The 16,056-nt window shown below is 67.8% G+C and carries 15 protein-coding genes; 5 read left to right on the top strand and 10 right to left on the bottom strand.

The annotated features are described in order from the left end of the window. Positions 1-67: 67 nt before the first annotated feature. The 9 genes from Q8W67_RS12775 to urtA all read right to left on the bottom strand — a co-directional run bounded on the left by Q8W67_RS12775 (position 68) and on the right by urtA (position 9,169). Positions 68-1,123, bottom strand: a complete 1,056-nt coding sequence (locus Q8W67_RS12775) for an aliphatic amidase (RefSeq protein WP_305545957.1) — start codon at positions 1,121-1,123, stop codon at positions 68-70. Between the two features lie 222 nt (positions 1,124-1,345). Continuing rightward, entirely contained in the window at positions 1,346-1,663 is a 318-nt protein-coding gene (locus tag Q8W67_RS12770) for a zinc ribbon domain-containing protein (protein ID WP_305545955.1), read from the bottom strand. A 2-nt stretch (positions 1,664-1,665) separates the two neighbouring features. After that, the gene (gene fmdA, locus Q8W67_RS12765) at positions 1,666-2,895 is read right to left on the bottom strand and encodes a formamidase (protein WP_305545953.1); all 1,230 of its coding nucleotides are present in this window, start codon (positions 2,893-2,895) and stop codon (positions 1,666-1,668) included. 62 nt (positions 2,896-2,957) lie between these two features. Continuing rightward, the gene (locus Q8W67_RS12760) at positions 2,958-3,977 is read right to left on the bottom strand and encodes an alpha/beta fold hydrolase (protein WP_305545951.1); all 1,020 of its coding nucleotides are present in this window, start codon (positions 3,975-3,977) and stop codon (positions 2,958-2,960) included. A gap of 10 nt (positions 3,978-3,987) precedes the next feature. Then, entirely contained in the window at positions 3,988-4,752 is a 765-nt protein-coding gene (gene urtE / locus Q8W67_RS12755; RefSeq protein ID WP_305545949.1) for an urea ABC transporter ATP-binding subunit UrtE, read from the bottom strand. A 2-nt stretch (positions 4,753-4,754) separates the two neighbouring features. Continuing rightward, positions 4,755-5,540 (bottom strand): urea ABC transporter ATP-binding protein UrtD, encoded by a 786-nt coding sequence (gene urtD / locus Q8W67_RS12750; protein ID WP_305545947.1) that lies wholly within the window; start codon positions 5,538-5,540, stop codon positions 4,755-4,757. Positions 5,541-5,547: 7 nt separating this feature from the next. Further along, a complete protein-coding gene (gene urtC / locus Q8W67_RS12745) occupies positions 5,548-6,720 on the bottom strand; it encodes an urea ABC transporter permease subunit UrtC (RefSeq protein WP_305545945.1) in 1,173 nt (390 codons plus the stop codon). 11 nt (positions 6,721-6,731) lie between these two features. Then, a complete protein-coding gene (urtB, locus tag Q8W67_RS12740) occupies positions 6,732-7,658 on the bottom strand; it encodes an urea ABC transporter permease subunit UrtB (protein ID WP_305545943.1) in 927 nt (308 codons plus the stop codon). Positions 7,659-7,900: 242 nt separating this feature from the next. After that, positions 7,901-9,169, bottom strand: a complete 1,269-nt coding sequence (gene urtA, locus Q8W67_RS12735) for an urea ABC transporter substrate-binding protein (protein ID WP_305545940.1) — start codon at positions 9,167-9,169, stop codon at positions 7,901-7,903. A gap of 269 nt (positions 9,170-9,438) precedes the next feature. Here urtA and Q8W67_RS12730 point away from each other — a divergent pair, with 269 nt between their 5' ends. The 4 genes from Q8W67_RS12730 to Q8W67_RS12715 all read left to right on the top strand — a co-directional run bounded on the left by Q8W67_RS12730 (position 9,439) and on the right by Q8W67_RS12715 (position 14,461). Then, positions 9,439-12,813 (top strand): ATP-binding protein, encoded by a 3,375-nt coding sequence (locus tag Q8W67_RS12730; protein ID WP_305545938.1) that lies wholly within the window; start codon positions 9,439-9,441, stop codon positions 12,811-12,813. Continuing rightward, the gene (locus Q8W67_RS12725) at positions 12,806-13,726 is read left to right on the top strand and encodes a DNA-binding response regulator (protein WP_305545936.1); all 921 of its coding nucleotides are present in this window, start codon (positions 12,806-12,808) and stop codon (positions 13,724-13,726) included. Before Q8W67_RS12730 ends, Q8W67_RS12725 begins: the two co-directional genes overlap by 8 nt. Positions 13,727-13,832: 106 nt before the next feature. After that, positions 13,833-14,048, top strand: coding sequence for a hypothetical protein (locus Q8W67_RS12720; protein WP_305545934.1), 216 nt, complete (start codon positions 13,833-13,835; stop codon positions 14,046-14,048). A 47-nt stretch (positions 14,049-14,095) separates the two neighbouring features. Continuing rightward, positions 14,096-14,461 carry a catalase gene (locus Q8W67_RS12715; RefSeq protein ID WP_305545932.1) on the top strand — a complete coding sequence of 122 codons (366 nt, stop codon included), beginning with the start codon at positions 14,096-14,098 and terminating at the stop codon, positions 14,459-14,461. A 2-nt stretch (positions 14,462-14,463) separates the two neighbouring features. Here the strand turns inward: Q8W67_RS12715 and Q8W67_RS12710 are convergent, their stop codons facing one another. Beyond that, positions 14,464-14,907: a DUF488 family protein gene (locus tag Q8W67_RS12710; RefSeq protein ID WP_305545930.1), complete on the bottom strand. Its 444-nt coding sequence runs from the start codon at positions 14,905-14,907 to the stop codon at positions 14,464-14,466. 202 nt (positions 14,908-15,109) lie between these two features. Between Q8W67_RS12710 and Q8W67_RS12705 the strand changes: the two genes are divergently transcribed. Next, on the top strand, positions 15,110-15,994 hold the full coding sequence (locus Q8W67_RS12705; RefSeq protein ID WP_305545928.1) for a GH25 family lysozyme: 885 nt from the start codon (positions 15,110-15,112) through the stop codon (positions 15,992-15,994). The last annotated feature ends 62 nt before the right edge of the window (positions 15,995-16,056 follow it).

Below are 16,056 nucleotides of genomic sequence, written 5' to 3'. Positions count from 1 at the left end.
GCACGGCCCCGACATCAGAGCGCGCTGAGTCCCACACAGCGAGGACCGTCCGGGGACGGCGAGCGTGTCAGCTGACCGGATCGGGGGCGCCCTGACCCTTGCCGACGAACGGGATGCCCTCGATCGGGCATTCTTCGGTGCCGACGCTCTGGCGGGTGATGGCACGAACGGCGTCGCGGGTGCCGTCGGGGTCCTCGATCCAGCGCCGGTAGAACTCGTATGGGCATTCCGACATCCCGTGCCGGTTCTCCTTCGAGTTGATCATCCCAGTATAGCCGCGGTGCAGCAGCTTGAAGAGGTGGTTCTCGGACTGGCCGTGGGCGCGGAAGTCCCGGATCAGGAACTTCGACAGGGCCGCGTACTGGATGCCCATCTCCTCCTCCCCGCACTCGCCGAGCGTGCGGCCGTCGAAGCCGATGATCGCGGAATGGCCGAAATACGTGTAGACGCCGTCGAATCCGGCGGCGTTCGACACGGCCACGTAGGTGTTGTTGGCGAAGGCCATCGCCTTCGAGATGACGATCTGCTGTTCTTTCGCCGGGTACATGTAGCCCTGACAGCGGATGATCAGCTCGGCCCCGCGCATGGCGCAGTCGCGCCAGATCTCGGGATAATTGCCGTCGTCGCAGATGATCAGGCTGATCTTCAGCCCCTTCGGCCCGTCCGACACGTAGGTGCGATCGCCCGGGTACCAGCCCTCGATCGGCGTCCAGGGCATGATCTTGCGGTATTTCTGCACGATCTCACCCTGGTCGTTCATCAGGATCAGGGTGTTGTAGGGCGCCTTGTTCGGGTGTTCCTCGTGGCGCTCGCCGGTGAGCGAGAACACGCCCCAGACCTTGGCCTCCCGGCAGGCGGCGGCGAACACCTCGGTCTCCGCGCCCGGCACGGTCGAGGCGGTCTCGTACATCTCAGCGGCGTCGTACATGATGCCGTGGGTGGAATATTCGGGGAAGATCACCAAGTCGAGACCCGGCAGGCCCGACTTCATACCGACGATCATCTTGCCGATCGCCTTGGCGTTTTCCAAAACTTCCGCGCGTGTATGGAGGCGCGGCATCTTGTAGTTGACGACGGCGACGCCGACGCTGTCCTGGCTGGACGAGATGTCTCCGTGCATCATGGCGTGGATTCCTCCGAGGATTGTTGCGCCGAGAGGCGCCGTTACCTTCCCCCTCTGCGGGGGAGAATGCCCCGCGGATGCGGGGCGGGAGAGGGGCAGCGCGACGCTGCAGGATGTCGCGCATGGCGCGACTCATCCGGCATACGGGGCTCCCCTCTTCCGACCCTCGCTGACGCGAGGGCCACCCTCCCCCGCGGAGGGGGAGGGCACTTCGCGTTTAGGTCAGTGGCTGATCATCCAGGGCCGCGCGCTCGGGAAGCTCTTGGCGGCGGCGGGGGTCGCGGCCGTCTTCTTCGGCGTGCAGCAGCCACAGCCCGCCCCGTGGCTTCCCGAGCGCCGCGGCGCGTGGCGGCTGCGCTCGTTGGTGGCGTGGGCGGCCTTCAGCCCCGCATCCATCCCGGATATCCGCGGTGCGGTCAGGAAGGCCCGCTGGCAGGTCTCGCCGCAATCCGGGCAGTCGTGCGGATCCTTGAACTCCACCATGGGCCGCATGACGGTGAACGGCCCGCAGGCCTCGCAGGCGTAATCGTAGACCGGCATGCTCAAAGATCCGGCGAGAGCGGCATCTGGATCGAGCCGTCGAGGAACTTGGTCGGTCCGTCGGCGCCGGGATTGATGTCGAACTCGAAGATCTTGGTCGGAATCCAGAGCGTCGCGCAGGCGTTCGGGATGTCGACGACGCCCGAGATGTGCCCCTGGACCGGCGCCGTGCCGAGGATCGAGTAGGCCTGTGCGCCCGAATAGCCGAACTTCTTGAGATACTCGATCGCGTTCAGGCAGGCCTGGCGGTAGGCGATGTGTACATCGAGGTAGTGCTGGCCGCCATGCTCGTCGACGGAAATGCCCTCGAAGATCAGGTGGTCATCGAATTTCGGCGTGATCGGCGACGGCTTGAAGATCGGGTTCTTGATCCCGTACTTGGCCATTCCGTCCTTGATCAGCTCGACCTTGAGGTGGACCCAGCCGGCCATCTCGATGGCGCCGCAGAAGGTGATCTCGCCGTCGCCCTGGCTGAAATGCAAATCGCCCATCGAGAGCCCGGCGCCGGGCACATAGACCGGGAAGTAGATCTTCGAGCCGCGCGACAGGTCCTTGATGTCGCAATTGCCGCCGTGTTCCCGGGGCGGGACCGTGCGGGCGCCGGTGGCGGCGGCCTTGTCCTTCGCCTCGCCGGTGAGCCGGCCCATATGGGCAGTCGGCCCGAAGGGGAGGGTGGCGAGCGCCGGCACGCGCTCCGGGTTGGTATCGTAGAGCGCCTTCTCGCGGGTGTTCCAGGTCTCCAGCATCTTCGGATCGGGCAGGCAGCCGATCAGGCCGGGATGGATCAGGCCGGGGAAGCGCACGCCCGGCACGTGGCGGGACTTGGTGAACATGCCCTCGAAGTCCCAGATCGACTTCTGGGCCTGGGGGAAGTGCTCGTCGAGGAAGCCGCCGCCGTTCTTCTTGGAGAAGAAGCCGTTGAAGCCCCACTGGCTTTCCGGCTTAGCGCCGATGTCGAGGAGGTCGACCACCAGCAGGTCGCCGGGCTCGGCACCCTCGACGCCGATCGGGCCGGACAGGAAGTGCACGATCGACAGGTCGATGTCGCGCACGTCGTCGGCGGAATCGTTGTTCTTGATGAAGCCGCCGGTCCAGTCGTAGGTCTCGACGATGAAGTCCGCGCCCGGCTTCACATAGGCGACCATCGGGATGTCCGGGTGCCAGCGGTTGTGCACCATGTCGTTGTCGTAGGCCGATTGCGTCAGATCGACCTTGATCAGCGTCTCGGGCATGTTCTGTCTCCAGCTCCCTAGAACCTTGGGGCGGACCCCATCCGCGCGCCGTTGCGCGAACCTCACCCGCTCGCGAGCAGCTCTTTCAGCGCGTCGTCGAGGACCTTGATGTCGTCCGGGCTGGTGCCAGGCCCGCCCGCGAAATGGCCCCACCACGTGTCGATCACGCGCAGTTCCGCGTCCGGCATGGCGGCCGCCTCGAGGGCGTTGTCCTCGGGCGGGAAGTACAGATCGGTGGAGGCGGGCATCAGGATCGCCTTCGCGCGGATCGCGCCGAGCGCGGCCTTGAAGTCGCCCTTGAAGGTTTCGTTGGCGCTGATGTCGCCGTGCTGCCAGGTCCAGAGCATGGCGAGCAGGTTGTTGGCGTCCCGCTCGTAGAACAGCCCTTCCCAGAACCCGATCAGGAAGTCCTCCAGCGAGGCGTAGCCCATGTGGGTTATGTCGGCCTCGAGCCGGTAGAAGGTCTGCGACAGGCCCCAGCCGGCATAGACCCGGCCGAAGGCGCGCAGGCCCCGGTTCGGCGGGCGCGTGTACCAGCCCTCTTCCCAGGCGGCGTCGGCCTGGAGCGCGGCCTTGGCGCCTTCCAGGAAGACGTAGTTGTGCCGGGAGCACTTGGCGGAGCCCTGAAACGGCAGGATCCGCGGCACCATGTCGGGATACATCGCCGCCCAGTGGTAGGTCTGGAGCGCGCCCATCGACCAGCCGGTGACGAGCACGAGCTTCTCGATGCCGAAATGCTCGGTGACGAGGCGGTGCTGGGCCTGGACGTTGTCGTAGGCGGTGACGTTGGGAAAGCGCGGCCCGTTCCAGGGGGCGGGCGTGTTGCTCGGTGAGGACGAGAGCCCGTTGCCGAACATGTTCGGGATGATGATGAAGTATTTGTCCGGATCCAGCGCCTTGCCGGGGCCGATCAGCCATTCGTTTTCGGTGTGCTGGCCCGAATACCAGGTCGGGTAGACGATGGCGTTGTCCTTGGCGGGGCTGAGTGTCCCGAAGGTCTTGTAGGCGAGCTTGGCCGCGCGCAGTGTCTTGCCGCACTGCAGGACGAAGTCGCCGAGTTCGAAGATCTCGTAATCGGCCATTCCGGGTTCCTCAGACCGACAGGAAGCGGGCGACCTGCGCCTCGTCGATGCCGTCCCGCAGCGCCTCGTGGACGATGGCGCCGTTCTCCAGGACGATCACCCGGTCGGCGACGTCGAGGGCGAAGCTCAGGACCTGCTCCGAGACCACGATCGACAAGCCGCGCGCGTCCCGGATCTTCTTCAGGGTTCGCCCCATCTCGCGGATGATCGAGGGCTGGATACCTTCCGTGGGCTCGTCCAGCAGCAGCACCTTCGGGCGGCTGGCGAGCGCCCGGGCGATGGCGAGCTGCTGCTGCTGGCCGCCGGAGAGATTGCCGCCCCGCCGGCCCTTCATCTCCAGCAGGACCGGGAACATGTCGTAGAGGTCCTGCGGAACCTTGCGGGTGCCCGTCACCGTCAGGCCGGTCTCGATGTTCTCCTGGACGGTCATGGTGGAAAAAATCATCCGGCCCTGCGGCACGTAGGCGAGGCCCTTGGCGACCCGGGCGTGGCTCTTCAGCGTGGCAACATCCTCGCCCTCGACCCGGATCGACCCGGCCTTCACCGGGACGAGGCCCATCAGGGTCTTCATCAGCGTGGTCTTGCCCATGCCGTTGCGGCCCATCACGGCGACGATCTCGCCGGGCGCCACCGTGAAGGTGAGCCCGTGCAGGACCTCACTCTGGCCGTAGGCGGCGTGCAGGTCCTCGACGGCGAGGGCCGGCGTGGCGCCCGGGATCGCGGCGAGCGGGGGCGCCTGGACCAAGGGCGGGTGCGCGGTCTGGAGCGACGCCATCGTCAATGTCCCAAATACACTTCGATGACCTTCGGGTCGCTCTTGACCCGCTCCATCGACCCTTCCGAGAGCACCTTGCCCTGGTGGAGCACGGTGACCCGGTGGGCGATGTCCTCGACGAACTTCATGTCGTGCTCGATCACCAGCACCGAGCGGCCCTTGATGATCTGGTTGAGCAGCTCTGCAGTCTTGATCCGCTCGCCGACGCTCATCCCGGCCACCGGCTCGTCGAGCATCAGGAGTTCCGGGTCCTGGATCAGCAGCATGCCGATCTCCAGCCACTGCTTCTGGCCGTGGCTCAGGAACTCGGCGCGCTCCTTGAGCTGGTCCTTCAGGAAGATCGTCTGCGCGATCTCGTGGATGCGGTCGCGGACCTCGGCGTCGCGCTTGAAGGTCAGGGCGCCGAAGACCGAGCGGCCGCGGGGGAACGAGATTTCCAGGTTCTCGAATACCGTCAGGTCGTCGTAGATCGACGGCGTCTGGAACTTGCGGCCGACCCCGGCCTGCACGATCGCGCTCTCGGAGAGCTTGGTCAGCTCCTGGCCCTTGTACTTGATCGAGCCGGTGCTGGCCCTGGTGCGCCCGCAGATCAGGTCGAGCACGGTGGTCTTGCCGGCGCCGTTCGGGCCGATGATCACCCGGATCTCGTCCGGGTCGACGTAGAACGACACGTCGTTGACCGCCTTGAAGCCGTCGAACGAGACGGTCAGCGCCTCGACGGCGAGGAGGTAGTCGGCCGGCACCGCCTCGGCGCCGACCACGGGGGAGGAGAGGATCGCGGCGTTCATGGGGTCCTCACTCGGCCGGAGCGCCGTGGGGCGAGACGATGGCCGGGGGAGGGGCCCGCAGGCCCTTCACCCGGCGGGTCAGGCGCGGCTCGATCTGCTCGCGCCAGATGCCGGCGAGACCATTCGGGAAGGCGAGCACCACCGCGATGAACAGGGCGCCGAGGCCGAACAGCCAGAGGTCCGGGAAGCTCTCGGAGAAGCTGGTCTTGGCCCAGTTCACCAGCAGCGTGCCCCAGACCGCCCCGAACAGGGACAGGCGCCCGCCGACCGCGGCGTAGATCACCATCTCGATCGAGGGCACGATGCCGACGAAGGAGGGCGACATGAACCCGACCTGGAGGGTGAACATCGCCCCGCCGATCGCCGCGAAGCCGGCCGCCAGGCAGAAGGCGAAGACCTTGAAGCCTGCAACCGAGTAGCCCGAGAACCGGACCCGGTCCTCCTTGTCGCGCATGGCGACTAGGATCCGGCCGAGCTTCGACTTCTTCACGTACTGCGCCGCCAGGATGCAGGCGAGCAGCAGCCCGCCATTGACGAAGTACAGGATGACCTTCGCGTGATCGGTGCGGATGTCCCAACCGTGGAGGGTGCGCAAGTCGGTTATGCCGTTGATGCCGCCGGTATAGCCCTGCTGGCCGACGATCAGGATCGTCAGGATCGCGGCGATCGCCTGGGTGATGATGGCGAAGTAGGTGCCCCCGACCCGGCGCTTGAACATCGCGTAGGAGATGATCAGCGCGAACAGGACCGGGACCGCCACCACCAGGATCAGGGTCAGCGGCAGGCTCTTGAACGGCTGCCAGAACCACGGCAACGATGTGATCTGGTTCCAGTCCATGAAGTCCGGGATGCCCGGCGTCGACTGGATCTTGGTGTTTTCGACACTCGAAGCTTCGAGCTTCAAGTACATCGCCATGCAGTAGCCGCCGAGGCCGAAGAACACGCCCTGGCCGAGCGACAGGATGCCAGCATAGCCCCAGCAGATCACGAGGCCCAAGGCGACGAAGGCGTAGGTCAGGTACTTGCCGACGAGGTTGAGGCGGAACCCGTCGAGCGCCAGCGGTAGGACCACCAGGATCAATCCGGCCAGGAGGAGGAGGCTCAGCCACTCCACCGGCTTCATGAACGGGTTGTCGTTGACGGTGACCGATTTGGTCAGGGTCTGGACCGGATTCGTCATCGTGGACATCCTCAGCGCCGGACCTTGAGGGTGAAGAGGCCTTGCGGCCTCAGCATCAGGATGCCGACCACCGCGAGCAGGGTGATCACCTTCGCCATCGAGCCGGAGAGGAAGAACTCCAGGGTCGATTGCGTCTGGGAGATCGAGAAGGCCGACGCGATGGTGCCGAGCAGGCTCGCGGCGCCGCCGAACACGACGATCAGGAAGGTGTCGACGATGTAGAGCTGGCCCGAGGTCGGCCCCGTGGAGCCGATCATTGTGAAGGCCGAGCCGGCGATCCCCGCGATGCCGCAGCCCAGGCCGAAGGTGTAGCGGTCGACCTTCTCGGTATCGATGCCCACCGCCCCCGCCATGGCGCGGTTCGACATCACCGCCCGGACCTGCTGGCCGAAGCGCGAGCGGAAGATCAGCAGGGCCACGCTCACAGTGATCAGGATGGTCACCGCCATCACGAACAGGCCGTTGATCGGGATCTCGATCGTGTCGGTGACCTGCACCGAGCCGATCAGCCAGGACGGCAATTCGACGCCGACCTCCCGGGCGCCGAAGATCGACCGGTAAGCCTGCTGGAGGATCAGCGACAGGCCCCAGGTGGCGAGCAGGGTGTCGAGCGGACGCTTGTAGAGGAACCGGATCAGGCTCCACTCCACCAGCATGCCGAGCGCGCCGGAGGCCAGGAACGCGAGCCCCATGGCGACGAAGAAGTAGACCGGGAACAGAGCCGGCAGGTAGCTCTGGCAGAACGACGAGCAGAGATAGGTTACGTAGGCCCCGAGGATCATGAACTCCCCGTGGGCCATGTTGATCACGCCCATCTGGCCGAAGATGATGGCGAGGCCGAGCGCCATCAGCAGGTAGACGGAGAACAGGATCAGGCCGGCGAAGCCCTGCATGGCGAAGATCGCGCCGAGGTCGCCGAGGGAATAGTCGCCGAACATTTTTCTTACGATCTCCCGCGTTGGGGGATGCCTGACTGAAGTCCGGAGCGCCCTCCCTCCCTTCTCTGCGGGGGGGAGGGTGGCCCCTGCGTCAGCAGGGGTCGGGAGCGGGGAGCCCGGCTTTCGGGAAAGGCTGCGTGCGTGGTGAGGGGCGGTGCATCGTCCTGCACCGTCGCTCCCCTCTCCCGACCCCCTTACGGGGACCACCCTCCCCCGCAGAGGGGGGAGGGGAGAGCCGGCGACTATTGGTAACCCTTCGGGAACGGATCGGGCTTGATCAGTTCTGGGCTGGTGTAGACGATCTCGAACTGGCCGTCGGTCTTGGCCTTGCCGACCCGGGTCTTCGACCAGAGGTGGTGGTTTTCGTCGATCCTGACGTAGCCTTCCGGCGCGCCCTTGAACTCGATGCCGGGGGAGGCGGCGACCACCTTGTCGACGTCGAACGACCCGGCCTTCTCGCAGGCCATCTTCCACAGGAACGGGCCGAGATACGCGGCCTGGGTCACGTCGCCGATGACGGTCTTCTCGCCCCACATCTTCTTGAAGGCGGCGACGAAGGCCTTGTTGTTGTCGTTCTCGATCGACTGGAAATACTTCATGCACGCGTAGGCGCCGGCGATGTTCTCGCCGCCGATGCCGTCGATCTCGTCCTCGGTCACCGAGATCGTCATCAGCACCTGCTTGGACAGGTCGATGCCCGCCGCCTTGAGCTGCTTGTAGAACGCCACGTTCGAGCCGCCGACCACGTCGGCGAAGATCACCTTGGGCTTTGTGAGCTTGATCTTGTTGATGACCGAATTGAACTGGGTGTGGCCGAGCGGGAAGTACTCCTCGCCCACCACCTTGCCCTTGAGCACGTTCTCGACGTGCTTGCGGGCGATCTTGTTCGACGTGCGCGGCCAGATGTAGTCCGAGCCGATGAAGTAGAAGCTGTCGCCGCCCTTCTCCTTGTGGACCCAGTCGAGGCCGGCGAGGATCTGCTGCGTGGCCTCCTGGCCGGTGTAGAAGACGTTCTTGGACTGCTCCAGGCCCTCGTAGAAGGTCGGGTAGTACAGGAGTCCGTTATACTGCTCGAACACCGGCAGCACCGCCTTGCGCGAGGCCGAGGTCCAGCAGCCCATCACGGCGGCGCAATGGTCGTTGACCAGGAGCTTCTTGGCCTTCTCGGCAAACGTCGGCCAGTCGGAGGCGCCGTCTTCCTGGATGATCTTGATCTTGCGGCCGAGCACGCCGCCGGCCTCGTTGATCTGGGCGATGGCGAGCTTCTCGGCTTCCTGGGCGCCCGTCTCCGAGATTGCCATTGTTCCGGTGACCGAGTGCAGGATGCCGACCGTGACTTCGGTGTCGGTCACCGCCAGACCGGTGGTGTTCACCGCTGAGGTCGGGGCTGCGGCCCACGCGCCCCGCGGCATCAGCGCGAGCGCCGGGGCGCCGGCCAGTCCCATGAGCAGCCTGCGCCGCAACGGGGAACGCAAGCCGTGATCCGCGCCGGAGTCGGTGTCGTCTGCCATGATGCCTGCCCTGTTCGCGTCCGGGCCTTGAGAGGCGGCCTCGGATCGACATGGTCAGGCTAGGTCTTGGATTGCGCTGCAGCATATACGCTGTATTGCGTATGGCCGCATTCTTGCATGAAATGCATCATCGCCGGGCAGTGCTCTGAGGGTGTGTTGGTATTTTCGGCAGAGAGCGTGGGTGATTCCCAGGCGCTTGGTCGCTCGCGCGCGCGAGGGACCAAGCGCCTGCGCGTGATCCCGCTCGTGCCCGGCCTGCCGCTGATCGGATGAGCGGTCCACAGCGAATCATCCCGATCCGCCGGGACTACAACCGCTTCGTCGCCGACGAGACCCTGGAGGATTACGCCCTCCGCTTCACTGCCAAGAAGGCGCGGCGCTGGTCCGGCTTTGAGGTCGCGCAGACGGCGCTGGGCTCGGTCTCGTTCCTGGCGCTGGAGGCGATCGGCGGGACGCTTGCGCTGACGGCAGGCTTCCCCAACACCCTGGCGGCGGTGCTGGTGGTCGGGCTGATCATCTTCGCCACCGCCGCACCGATCACGGTCTACGCCGCCCGGTACGGGGTCGACATGGACCTGCTGACCCGCGGGGCCGGCTTCGGCTACCTCGGCTCCACGGTCACGTCGCTGATCTACGCGAGCTTCACGTTCCTGTTCTTCGCCATCGAGGCGGCGATCATGGCGCTCGCGCTGCAGCTCTGCTTCGGGCTGCCGCTCGGCATCGGCTATCTCGTCTGCGCGGGCGCGGTGATCCCGCTGGTGGTCTACGGCATCCGCCTGATCAGCCGCTTCCAGATCTGGACGCAGCCGCTCTGGATCGGGCTGAGCCTGCTGCCGCTCGCCTTCGTGGCGGCGCAGGGCGCGGGGCCGCTGCGGGCACTCGTGGCCTTCCCGGGCCTCGACGGAGCCGGATCTGAATTCGACCTCGCGCGGTTCGGGCTTGCCACCGGGGTGCTGCTGGCGCTTCTGGCGCAGGTCGGCGAGCAGGTCGACTTCCTGCGCTTCGTTCCGGAGCCGGAGGGGCGGCGCGGCGCGGGCTGGTGGCTCGCGGTCCTGGCGGGGGGCGCCGGCTGGATCGTGCCCGGCATGTTCAAGATCCTGCTCGGCGCCGGGCTCGCGGTGCTGGCGCTGGGGCACGGCGTGCCCCCCGAGCACGCGGCCGAGCCGACCCGGATGTACGCGGTGGCCTTCGGCTACGTCGCCGGGGAGGGGAGCCGGGCGGCGCTGCTGCTCACCGGGCTCTTCGTCCTGGTGTCGCAGCTCAAGATCAACCTGACCAACGCCTATGCCGGGTCGATCGCGTGGTCGAACTTCTTCTCCCGGTTGACCCACAGCCATCCGGGCCGGGTCGTGTGGCTGGTGTTCAACGTCGCCATCGCGGTGCTCCTGATGGAGCTCGGCATCGACAAGACCATCGCGAGCACCCTGCCGCTCTACGCCTCCGTGGTCTCGGCCTGGGTCGGGGCGCTGGCCGCGGACCTCGCGGTGAACAAGCCCCTCGGTCTTTCTCCGGCGGCCATCGAGTTCAAGCGCGCCCACCTCTACGCGGTCAATCCGGTGGGCACGGGCGCCATGGTTCTGGCGCTCGCGACCGGGGGCCTAGCCTATGCCGGCCTGCTCGGACACACGCTCCAGCCCTTCGCACCGCTCCTGGCGCTGACGACCGCCTTCTGCGCGGCCCCGCTGATCGCCTGGGGCACGGCGGGGCGCTGGTACCTCGCACGGGCGCCCAAGCGCGACTGGGGCGCGGGGGAGGTCACCTGCCGGGTCTGCGAGCTGCCGTTCGAGGGCGAGGACATGGCGCATTGCCCGGCCTACGACGCCCCGATCTGCTCGCTCTGCTGTTCCCTCGATGCCCGCTGCGGCGACCTGTGCAAGCCGCACGGACGGCTGGAGGTGCAGGCGCAGCAGGCGCTCGGCCGAATCCTGCCGGGCCGCACCGCCGCCTGGATCGGCGCGCCGCTGGGCCGCTACCTCGCGGTCATGCTGACGCTGTGCGCGGTGATCGGCCTGATCCTCGGGATCGTGCATGCGGGGGCGACCATCGCGCATCCCGAGCATCGGGAGTTCCTCCGCACCGCCCTGACCAGCGTGTTCTTCATCCTGGCGGTGATCCTCGGCGTGGTCGCGTGGCTGTTCGTGCTGGCCCAGGAGAGCCGGCGCGTCGCGCAGGCCGAGACGATGCGCCAGACCGCCCTCTACGAGGCGGAGATCGCCGCCCACAAGGTCACGGACGCCAAGCTGCAGGAGGCCAAGGAGCGGGCCGAGGCCGCCAACCAGGCCAAGAGCCGCTATGTCGTGGGCATCAGCCACGAGTTGCGCACGCCGCTCTCCACCGTGCTCGGCTACGCCCAGCTCCTCGAATCGGACCCCGCGATCCCGGCCGCGCGCCTCAACGGCATCCGGGTGATCCGGCGCAGCGCCCAACACCTGTCCGGCCTGATCGACGGCCTGCTGGACATCTCCCGCATGGAGGCCGGCCGCCTCCAGATCCATCGCGACGAAGTCCGGCTTGCCGATTTTCTCGACCAGCTGGTCGACATGGTCCGGCTCCAGGCCCGGGAGGCGGGCCTGGAGTTCCGCTTCTCGCGCCCCGAGATCCTGCCCGCCGTGGTCGCCACAGACGAGAAGCGCCTGCGCCAGGTGCTGCTGAACCTGCTCTCCAACGCGATCAAGTTCACGCCCTCCGGCACCGTCTCGCTGGACCTGAGCTACCGGAGCCAGATCGCGGTGTTCACGATCCGCGATACCGGCCCCGGTATCCCGGAGGTGGACCTGGCGCGGATCTTCGAGCCGTTCGAGCGCGGCTCGACGCCCGCCGCCCGCAACACCCCGGGGACGGGGCTCGGGCTCACCATCGCCAACCTGCTCGCGCAGTTGCTCGGAGGTGAGATCACCGTAACGGCAGCCCCGGGCGGCGGCACGCAGGCGCGGCTGCGGCTGATGCTGGCCTCCGTGGCGCAACCGGCCCCGATCATCCTGCCCACGCCGCCGGCCGCGCCGGAACGGGCCTATGCCGGGGCCCGCCGCACCGTCCTGGTGGCCGACGACGACACCGCCCATCGCGCCCTGATGCGGGCGATCCTGGAACCCCACGGGATCTCCGTGCTCGAGGCCGGGTCGGGACCGGAATGCCTGACGGCCGCGGCCCGGGGCGGCGTCGACCTGATCCTGCTCGACATCGCGATGCCGGGAATGAGCGGGTGGGCGACCGCCGCCGCCTTGCGGGCGGCCGGGCATACCGGGCCGATCGCCATGATGTCGGCCAACGTCCACGAGATCAGCCCGGTGCGCGGCGACGACACGCCCCACGACGCGATCTTCGCCAAGCCCTTCGACCTGCGCGAGGTGCTGGATCGGATCGGCAAGCTGCTGCACCTCGAATGGACCGAGACGCCTGCGCCGGTCTTGCGCGAGCCCGTTGCGGATCCCGCGCATGCGGGCCAGCCGGGCCCAGAGCATGTCGGCGAACTCCTGCGGCTCGGCCGGATCGGCCACATCCGCGCCATCGAGGCCAAGCTTGTCCAGATGGAGAGCGACGAGTCGGTCCCGCCCGCCTTCGTCGCCCAGATGCGCGGGCTCGTGGAGGGTTACGATCTGCGCCGCTACCTCTCGGTCCTGCAGGGACTCGCCCGCAATGGCTGAGCCGACCGCTTCCCGGCCGCACCGCGACGTCGTCCTGGTGGTCGACGATTCGCCCGACACGCTGAGTTTCCTCACCGAGGCGATCGAGCGGTCCGGCGCCACCGTGCTGGTGGCGGTGGGCGGCGACCTCGCCCTCGCCCTCGTGGACGAGATCACCCCGGACGTGATCCTGCTCGACGCGGTGATGCCCGGGATGGACGGGTTCGAGACCTGCCGCCGGCTGAAGGCAAAGCCGCAGCTGTCCGGCGTCCCGGTGATCTTCATGACCGGGCTCAGCGAGACCGAGCATATCGTGAAGGGCCTGAGCGCGGGCGGGATCGACTACGTCACCAAGCCCATCGCCCCCGATGAGATCCTGGCCCGGATCCGCGTGCACCTCGCGAGCGCCCGGGCCGCGCAGAGCGCCCGGGCGGCGCTCGACACCGCAGGGCGGACCCTGTTCGCGGTCTCGGAAGCGGGCACGGTGCTGTGGTCGACACCGCAGGCCGGGCGCCTGCTGGCCGGCCTCGGTCCCGACCCGTTCGCCCCCGCCGAACTGCCGGCGCGCGCCCGCGACTGGCTGCGCGGCTGCCTCGCCGGGACATCCGCCAACGCCCTGACCCTGACCGACCGCGACGGAACCGCCTATGCCTTGAGCTTCATCGGCCGTACGCCGGACGAGATCCTGCTCCGCCTGTCGCGGGAGGAACTCTCGGGCGGCGTCGAGCGGCTGCGGGCGCGCTTGCCCGTCACCGGCCGCGAGGCCGAGGTGCTGCTCTGGCTGTCCCGGGGCAAGTCGAGCCGCGACATCGGCGAGATCCTGGGGCTGAGCCACCGGACCGTGACGAAGCACCTTGAAGGCATCTACGCCAAGCTCGGCGTGGAGAACCGCACCGCCGCCTCGATCATCGCGGCACGTCACCTCCAGGACTGAGCGCGCCGCCGCCTTGTCCACAGGCTTCAGGGCTTCCTGAAACCCGTTGGTAAGCGCTCTGCCACCACGGTCGCGGCCGAGACGAACCAATCCGGGAACGGACGCGATGATGACCAGCCACCAGCTCGCCGAAGAACTGAGGCGGGTCGCCACCACGCAGGTCAGCGACATCACACGGGCGGTCAAGGAAGGCCAGAAGTCCATCGCGCTCAACGAGGTGCGCGACATGGCGCGGCGCCTCGGCCTGCTGGCGGATGCCTTCGACCCGAAATCGGCGGCCGAGCCCAAGGCCGAAACCCTCGACGGCGCCCAGGCCGCCTGAAACTTGCCGCCGGCCGGGACCCGCCGGGTCCGCCGAGGAGCCCCCCCATGGTCCATGCCTGCTTCAACATCCGCCTCGGCGGCGCCTGGCTGCCCGCGCCGGCGGCCCAGTGGGTCGCCGACCTGGACGCAGCCCGGGCGACCGCGCGCACGATCGTCCAGGGCCTGATGCGCCAGCACGGCGGCGATCCGCGGCTTCTCGATGCCGCCCTGGTGATCACCGACGACGACGGCAGGACTCTCCTGGAACAGACGTTCCGCGAGGCGCTGTACCTGCCCGTCGAGCCCGTGACCGATCCCTATCGCCGCCGTCCGGCCGCGAAGACGGCGGGAGGGCTCCGCGCGCCGCGGGCGCTCCTGAGCGCGGCGCTGCGTCCGATTCGGCGGCTCGCCGCTGCGCGGATCCCGAGCTGAGGTCAGCCGAACAGGTCGCTGACGGAAAACCCCCGCGCCGCGAGCCGCTCCGCCAGCACGCGGCGGTGGCAGCGCGCCGGATCGCGCTCGAAGCACAGCAGGCAGGTCGGCGCGGCCTCCGCCATCGCGGCGAGCTCGTCGAGAGCGGCCCCGCCGGCGGCGGTGTCGAGCACCTCCTCGCAGTAGATCCTGCGCATCAGGGCCGCGTCGTCGGCCCGGGCCGCCTGGCGGCCCGCCTTCGGCGTGCCGAGGCTGCGCAGATGCGCGTAACCCAGCCCGGCCTCCCGGAGCCCGGTTCCGAGCGCCCCCTTCGAGAAGCCGCGCTTTCGCGAGTTCGCCACCGCCCGAACGTCGGCCAGCACGGCGACGCCGGCCGACCGCAGGGCATCGGTGAGGCGCTCAGGATCGAGCCCTTCGTAACCTATGGTAAACAGCTGCTTGCTCACGGGACCGTGACGGGAGTCGCGTTGCGGTAGCAGCACTTAGCCGGATGCGGGCCTGTGAACCAGACGGGGATTGATGCGGTATGTCGCGGCGGCGCAACGCATCTCGGAATTCCGCCGCAATGATCGCAAAGCTCCGTTAACCGCGCCGGGGCCATCGATTACGCCTGTCTTTGGCGCTTCTTCGGTGGCGGGCTGAGCACTGATGTCGCGGATTCACAAGCTTTCGCGGTTGCCGTCCGAGGAGCTGGTCCGGGGCGTGGCCGGCCGTCTGAGGGGCGCCCGGCGGGGCGCGGCCCGGGTCGTCGCCGCCCTGGTGCTGGCGGGTCTCGGCGCCTGCGCGTCCAATCAGGACTTCTACCCGACCAAGGGCGATGCCAAGCCCCATCCGGGCGTGGCCAAGGCCAAACAGCACCCGATCCAGGGCATCGACATCTCGAAATGGCAGGGCAACGTCGACTGGGCCTCGGTCCGGGCCGCCGGCACCCAGTTCGCCTTCATCAAGGCGACCGAGGGGGGCGACCACGTCGACGAGCGCTTCCGCAGCAACTGGGACGGGGCGGCCCGGGCCGGAGTGCCGCGCGGCGCCTACCACTTCGTGTTCTGGTGCCGCTCCGCCCGGGAGCAGATGGACTGGTTCAAGAGAAACGTCCCGAACGACCCCACGGCGCTGCCGCCGGTGCTCGACGTGGAGTGGAACGGCCATTCGCAGACCTGCCCGAAGAAACTGCCCAAGGCGCAGGCACTGGCGATGGTCACCGAGATGCTGGAGGAGATGGAGCGCTACACCGGCAAGCGCCCGATCATCTACACCGACATCACCTTCCACAAGGACGTGCTCGAAGGCGAATTGCCCGACTACCCGCACTGGCTGCGCTCCACCGCGGCGGAGCCGGAGCAGCGCTTCGTGAACCGGAAGTGGATGCTGTGGCAGTTCACCTCCACCGGGCGCGTGCCGGGGGTGCAGGGCGACGTCGACCGCAACGCCTTCTACGGCACGCCCTCCGACTGGGCCTCGTTCCTGTCCACCGACTGCGATCCGCGGGAGCACAAGCGGCTCTCGGAGCAGGGATTGTGCACGGACAAATAAGAGGTGGATTGAACATAGACTTAAGTTAGTTCAATAAAGGCGGACGCGACTTATGCGTATCG

Source organism: Methylobacterium sp. NEAU K (genome assembly GCF_030700285.1).
Classification (GTDB): Bacteria; Pseudomonadota; Alphaproteobacteria; order Rhizobiales; family Beijerinckiaceae; genus Methylobacterium.
Note: the sequence above shows the minus strand (reverse complement) of the source record. Positions and strands in the feature narration are given on the sequence as shown.

Excerpts from the sequence above, each read along its gene's own strand:
- Q8W67_RS12760 (WP_305545951.1), bottom strand. The coding sequence starts at position 3,977 with ATGGCCGATTACGAGATCTTCGAACTCGGCGACTTCGTCCTGCAGTGC.
- Q8W67_RS12770 (WP_305545955.1), bottom strand. The coding sequence starts at position 1,663 with ATGCCGGTCTACGATTACGCCTGCGAGGCCTGCGGGCCGTTCACCGTC.
- urtC (WP_305545945.1), bottom strand. The coding sequence starts at position 6,720 with ATGACGAATCCGGTCCAGACCCTGACCAAATCGGTCACCGTCAACGAC.
- Q8W67_RS12720 (WP_305545934.1), top strand. The coding sequence starts at position 13,833 with ATGATGACCAGCCACCAGCTCGCCGAAGAACTGAGGCGGGTCGCCACC.
- urtB (WP_305545943.1), bottom strand. The coding sequence starts at position 7,658 with ATGTTCGGCGACTATTCCCTCGGCGACCTCGGCGCGATCTTCGCCATG.
- urtD (WP_305545947.1), bottom strand. The coding sequence starts at position 5,540 with ATGAACGCCGCGATCCTCTCCTCCCCCGTGGTCGGCGCCGAGGCGGTG.
- Q8W67_RS12715 (WP_305545932.1), top strand. The coding sequence starts at position 14,096 with ATGGTCCATGCCTGCTTCAACATCCGCCTCGGCGGCGCCTGGCTGCCC.
- Q8W67_RS12725 (WP_305545936.1), top strand. The coding sequence starts at position 12,806 with ATGGCTGAGCCGACCGCTTCCCGGCCGCACCGCGACGTCGTCCTGGTG.
- urtA (WP_305545940.1), bottom strand. The coding sequence starts at position 9,169 with ATGGCAGACGACACCGACTCCGGCGCGGATCACGGCTTGCGTTCCCCG.
- Q8W67_RS12775 (WP_305545957.1), bottom strand. The coding sequence starts at position 1,123 with ATGATGCACGGAGACATCTCGTCCAGCCAGGACAGCGTCGGCGTCGCC.
- urtE (WP_305545949.1), bottom strand. The coding sequence starts at position 4,752 with ATGGCGTCGCTCCAGACCGCGCACCCGCCCTTGGTCCAGGCGCCCCCG.
- Q8W67_RS12705 (WP_305545928.1), top strand. The coding sequence starts at position 15,110 with ATGTCGCGGATTCACAAGCTTTCGCGGTTGCCGTCCGAGGAGCTGGTC.
- fmdA (WP_305545953.1), bottom strand. The coding sequence starts at position 2,895 with ATGCCCGAGACGCTGATCAAGGTCGATCTGACGCAATCGGCCTACGAC.
- Q8W67_RS12730 (WP_305545938.1), top strand. The coding sequence starts at position 9,439 with ATGAGCGGTCCACAGCGAATCATCCCGATCCGCCGGGACTACAACCGC.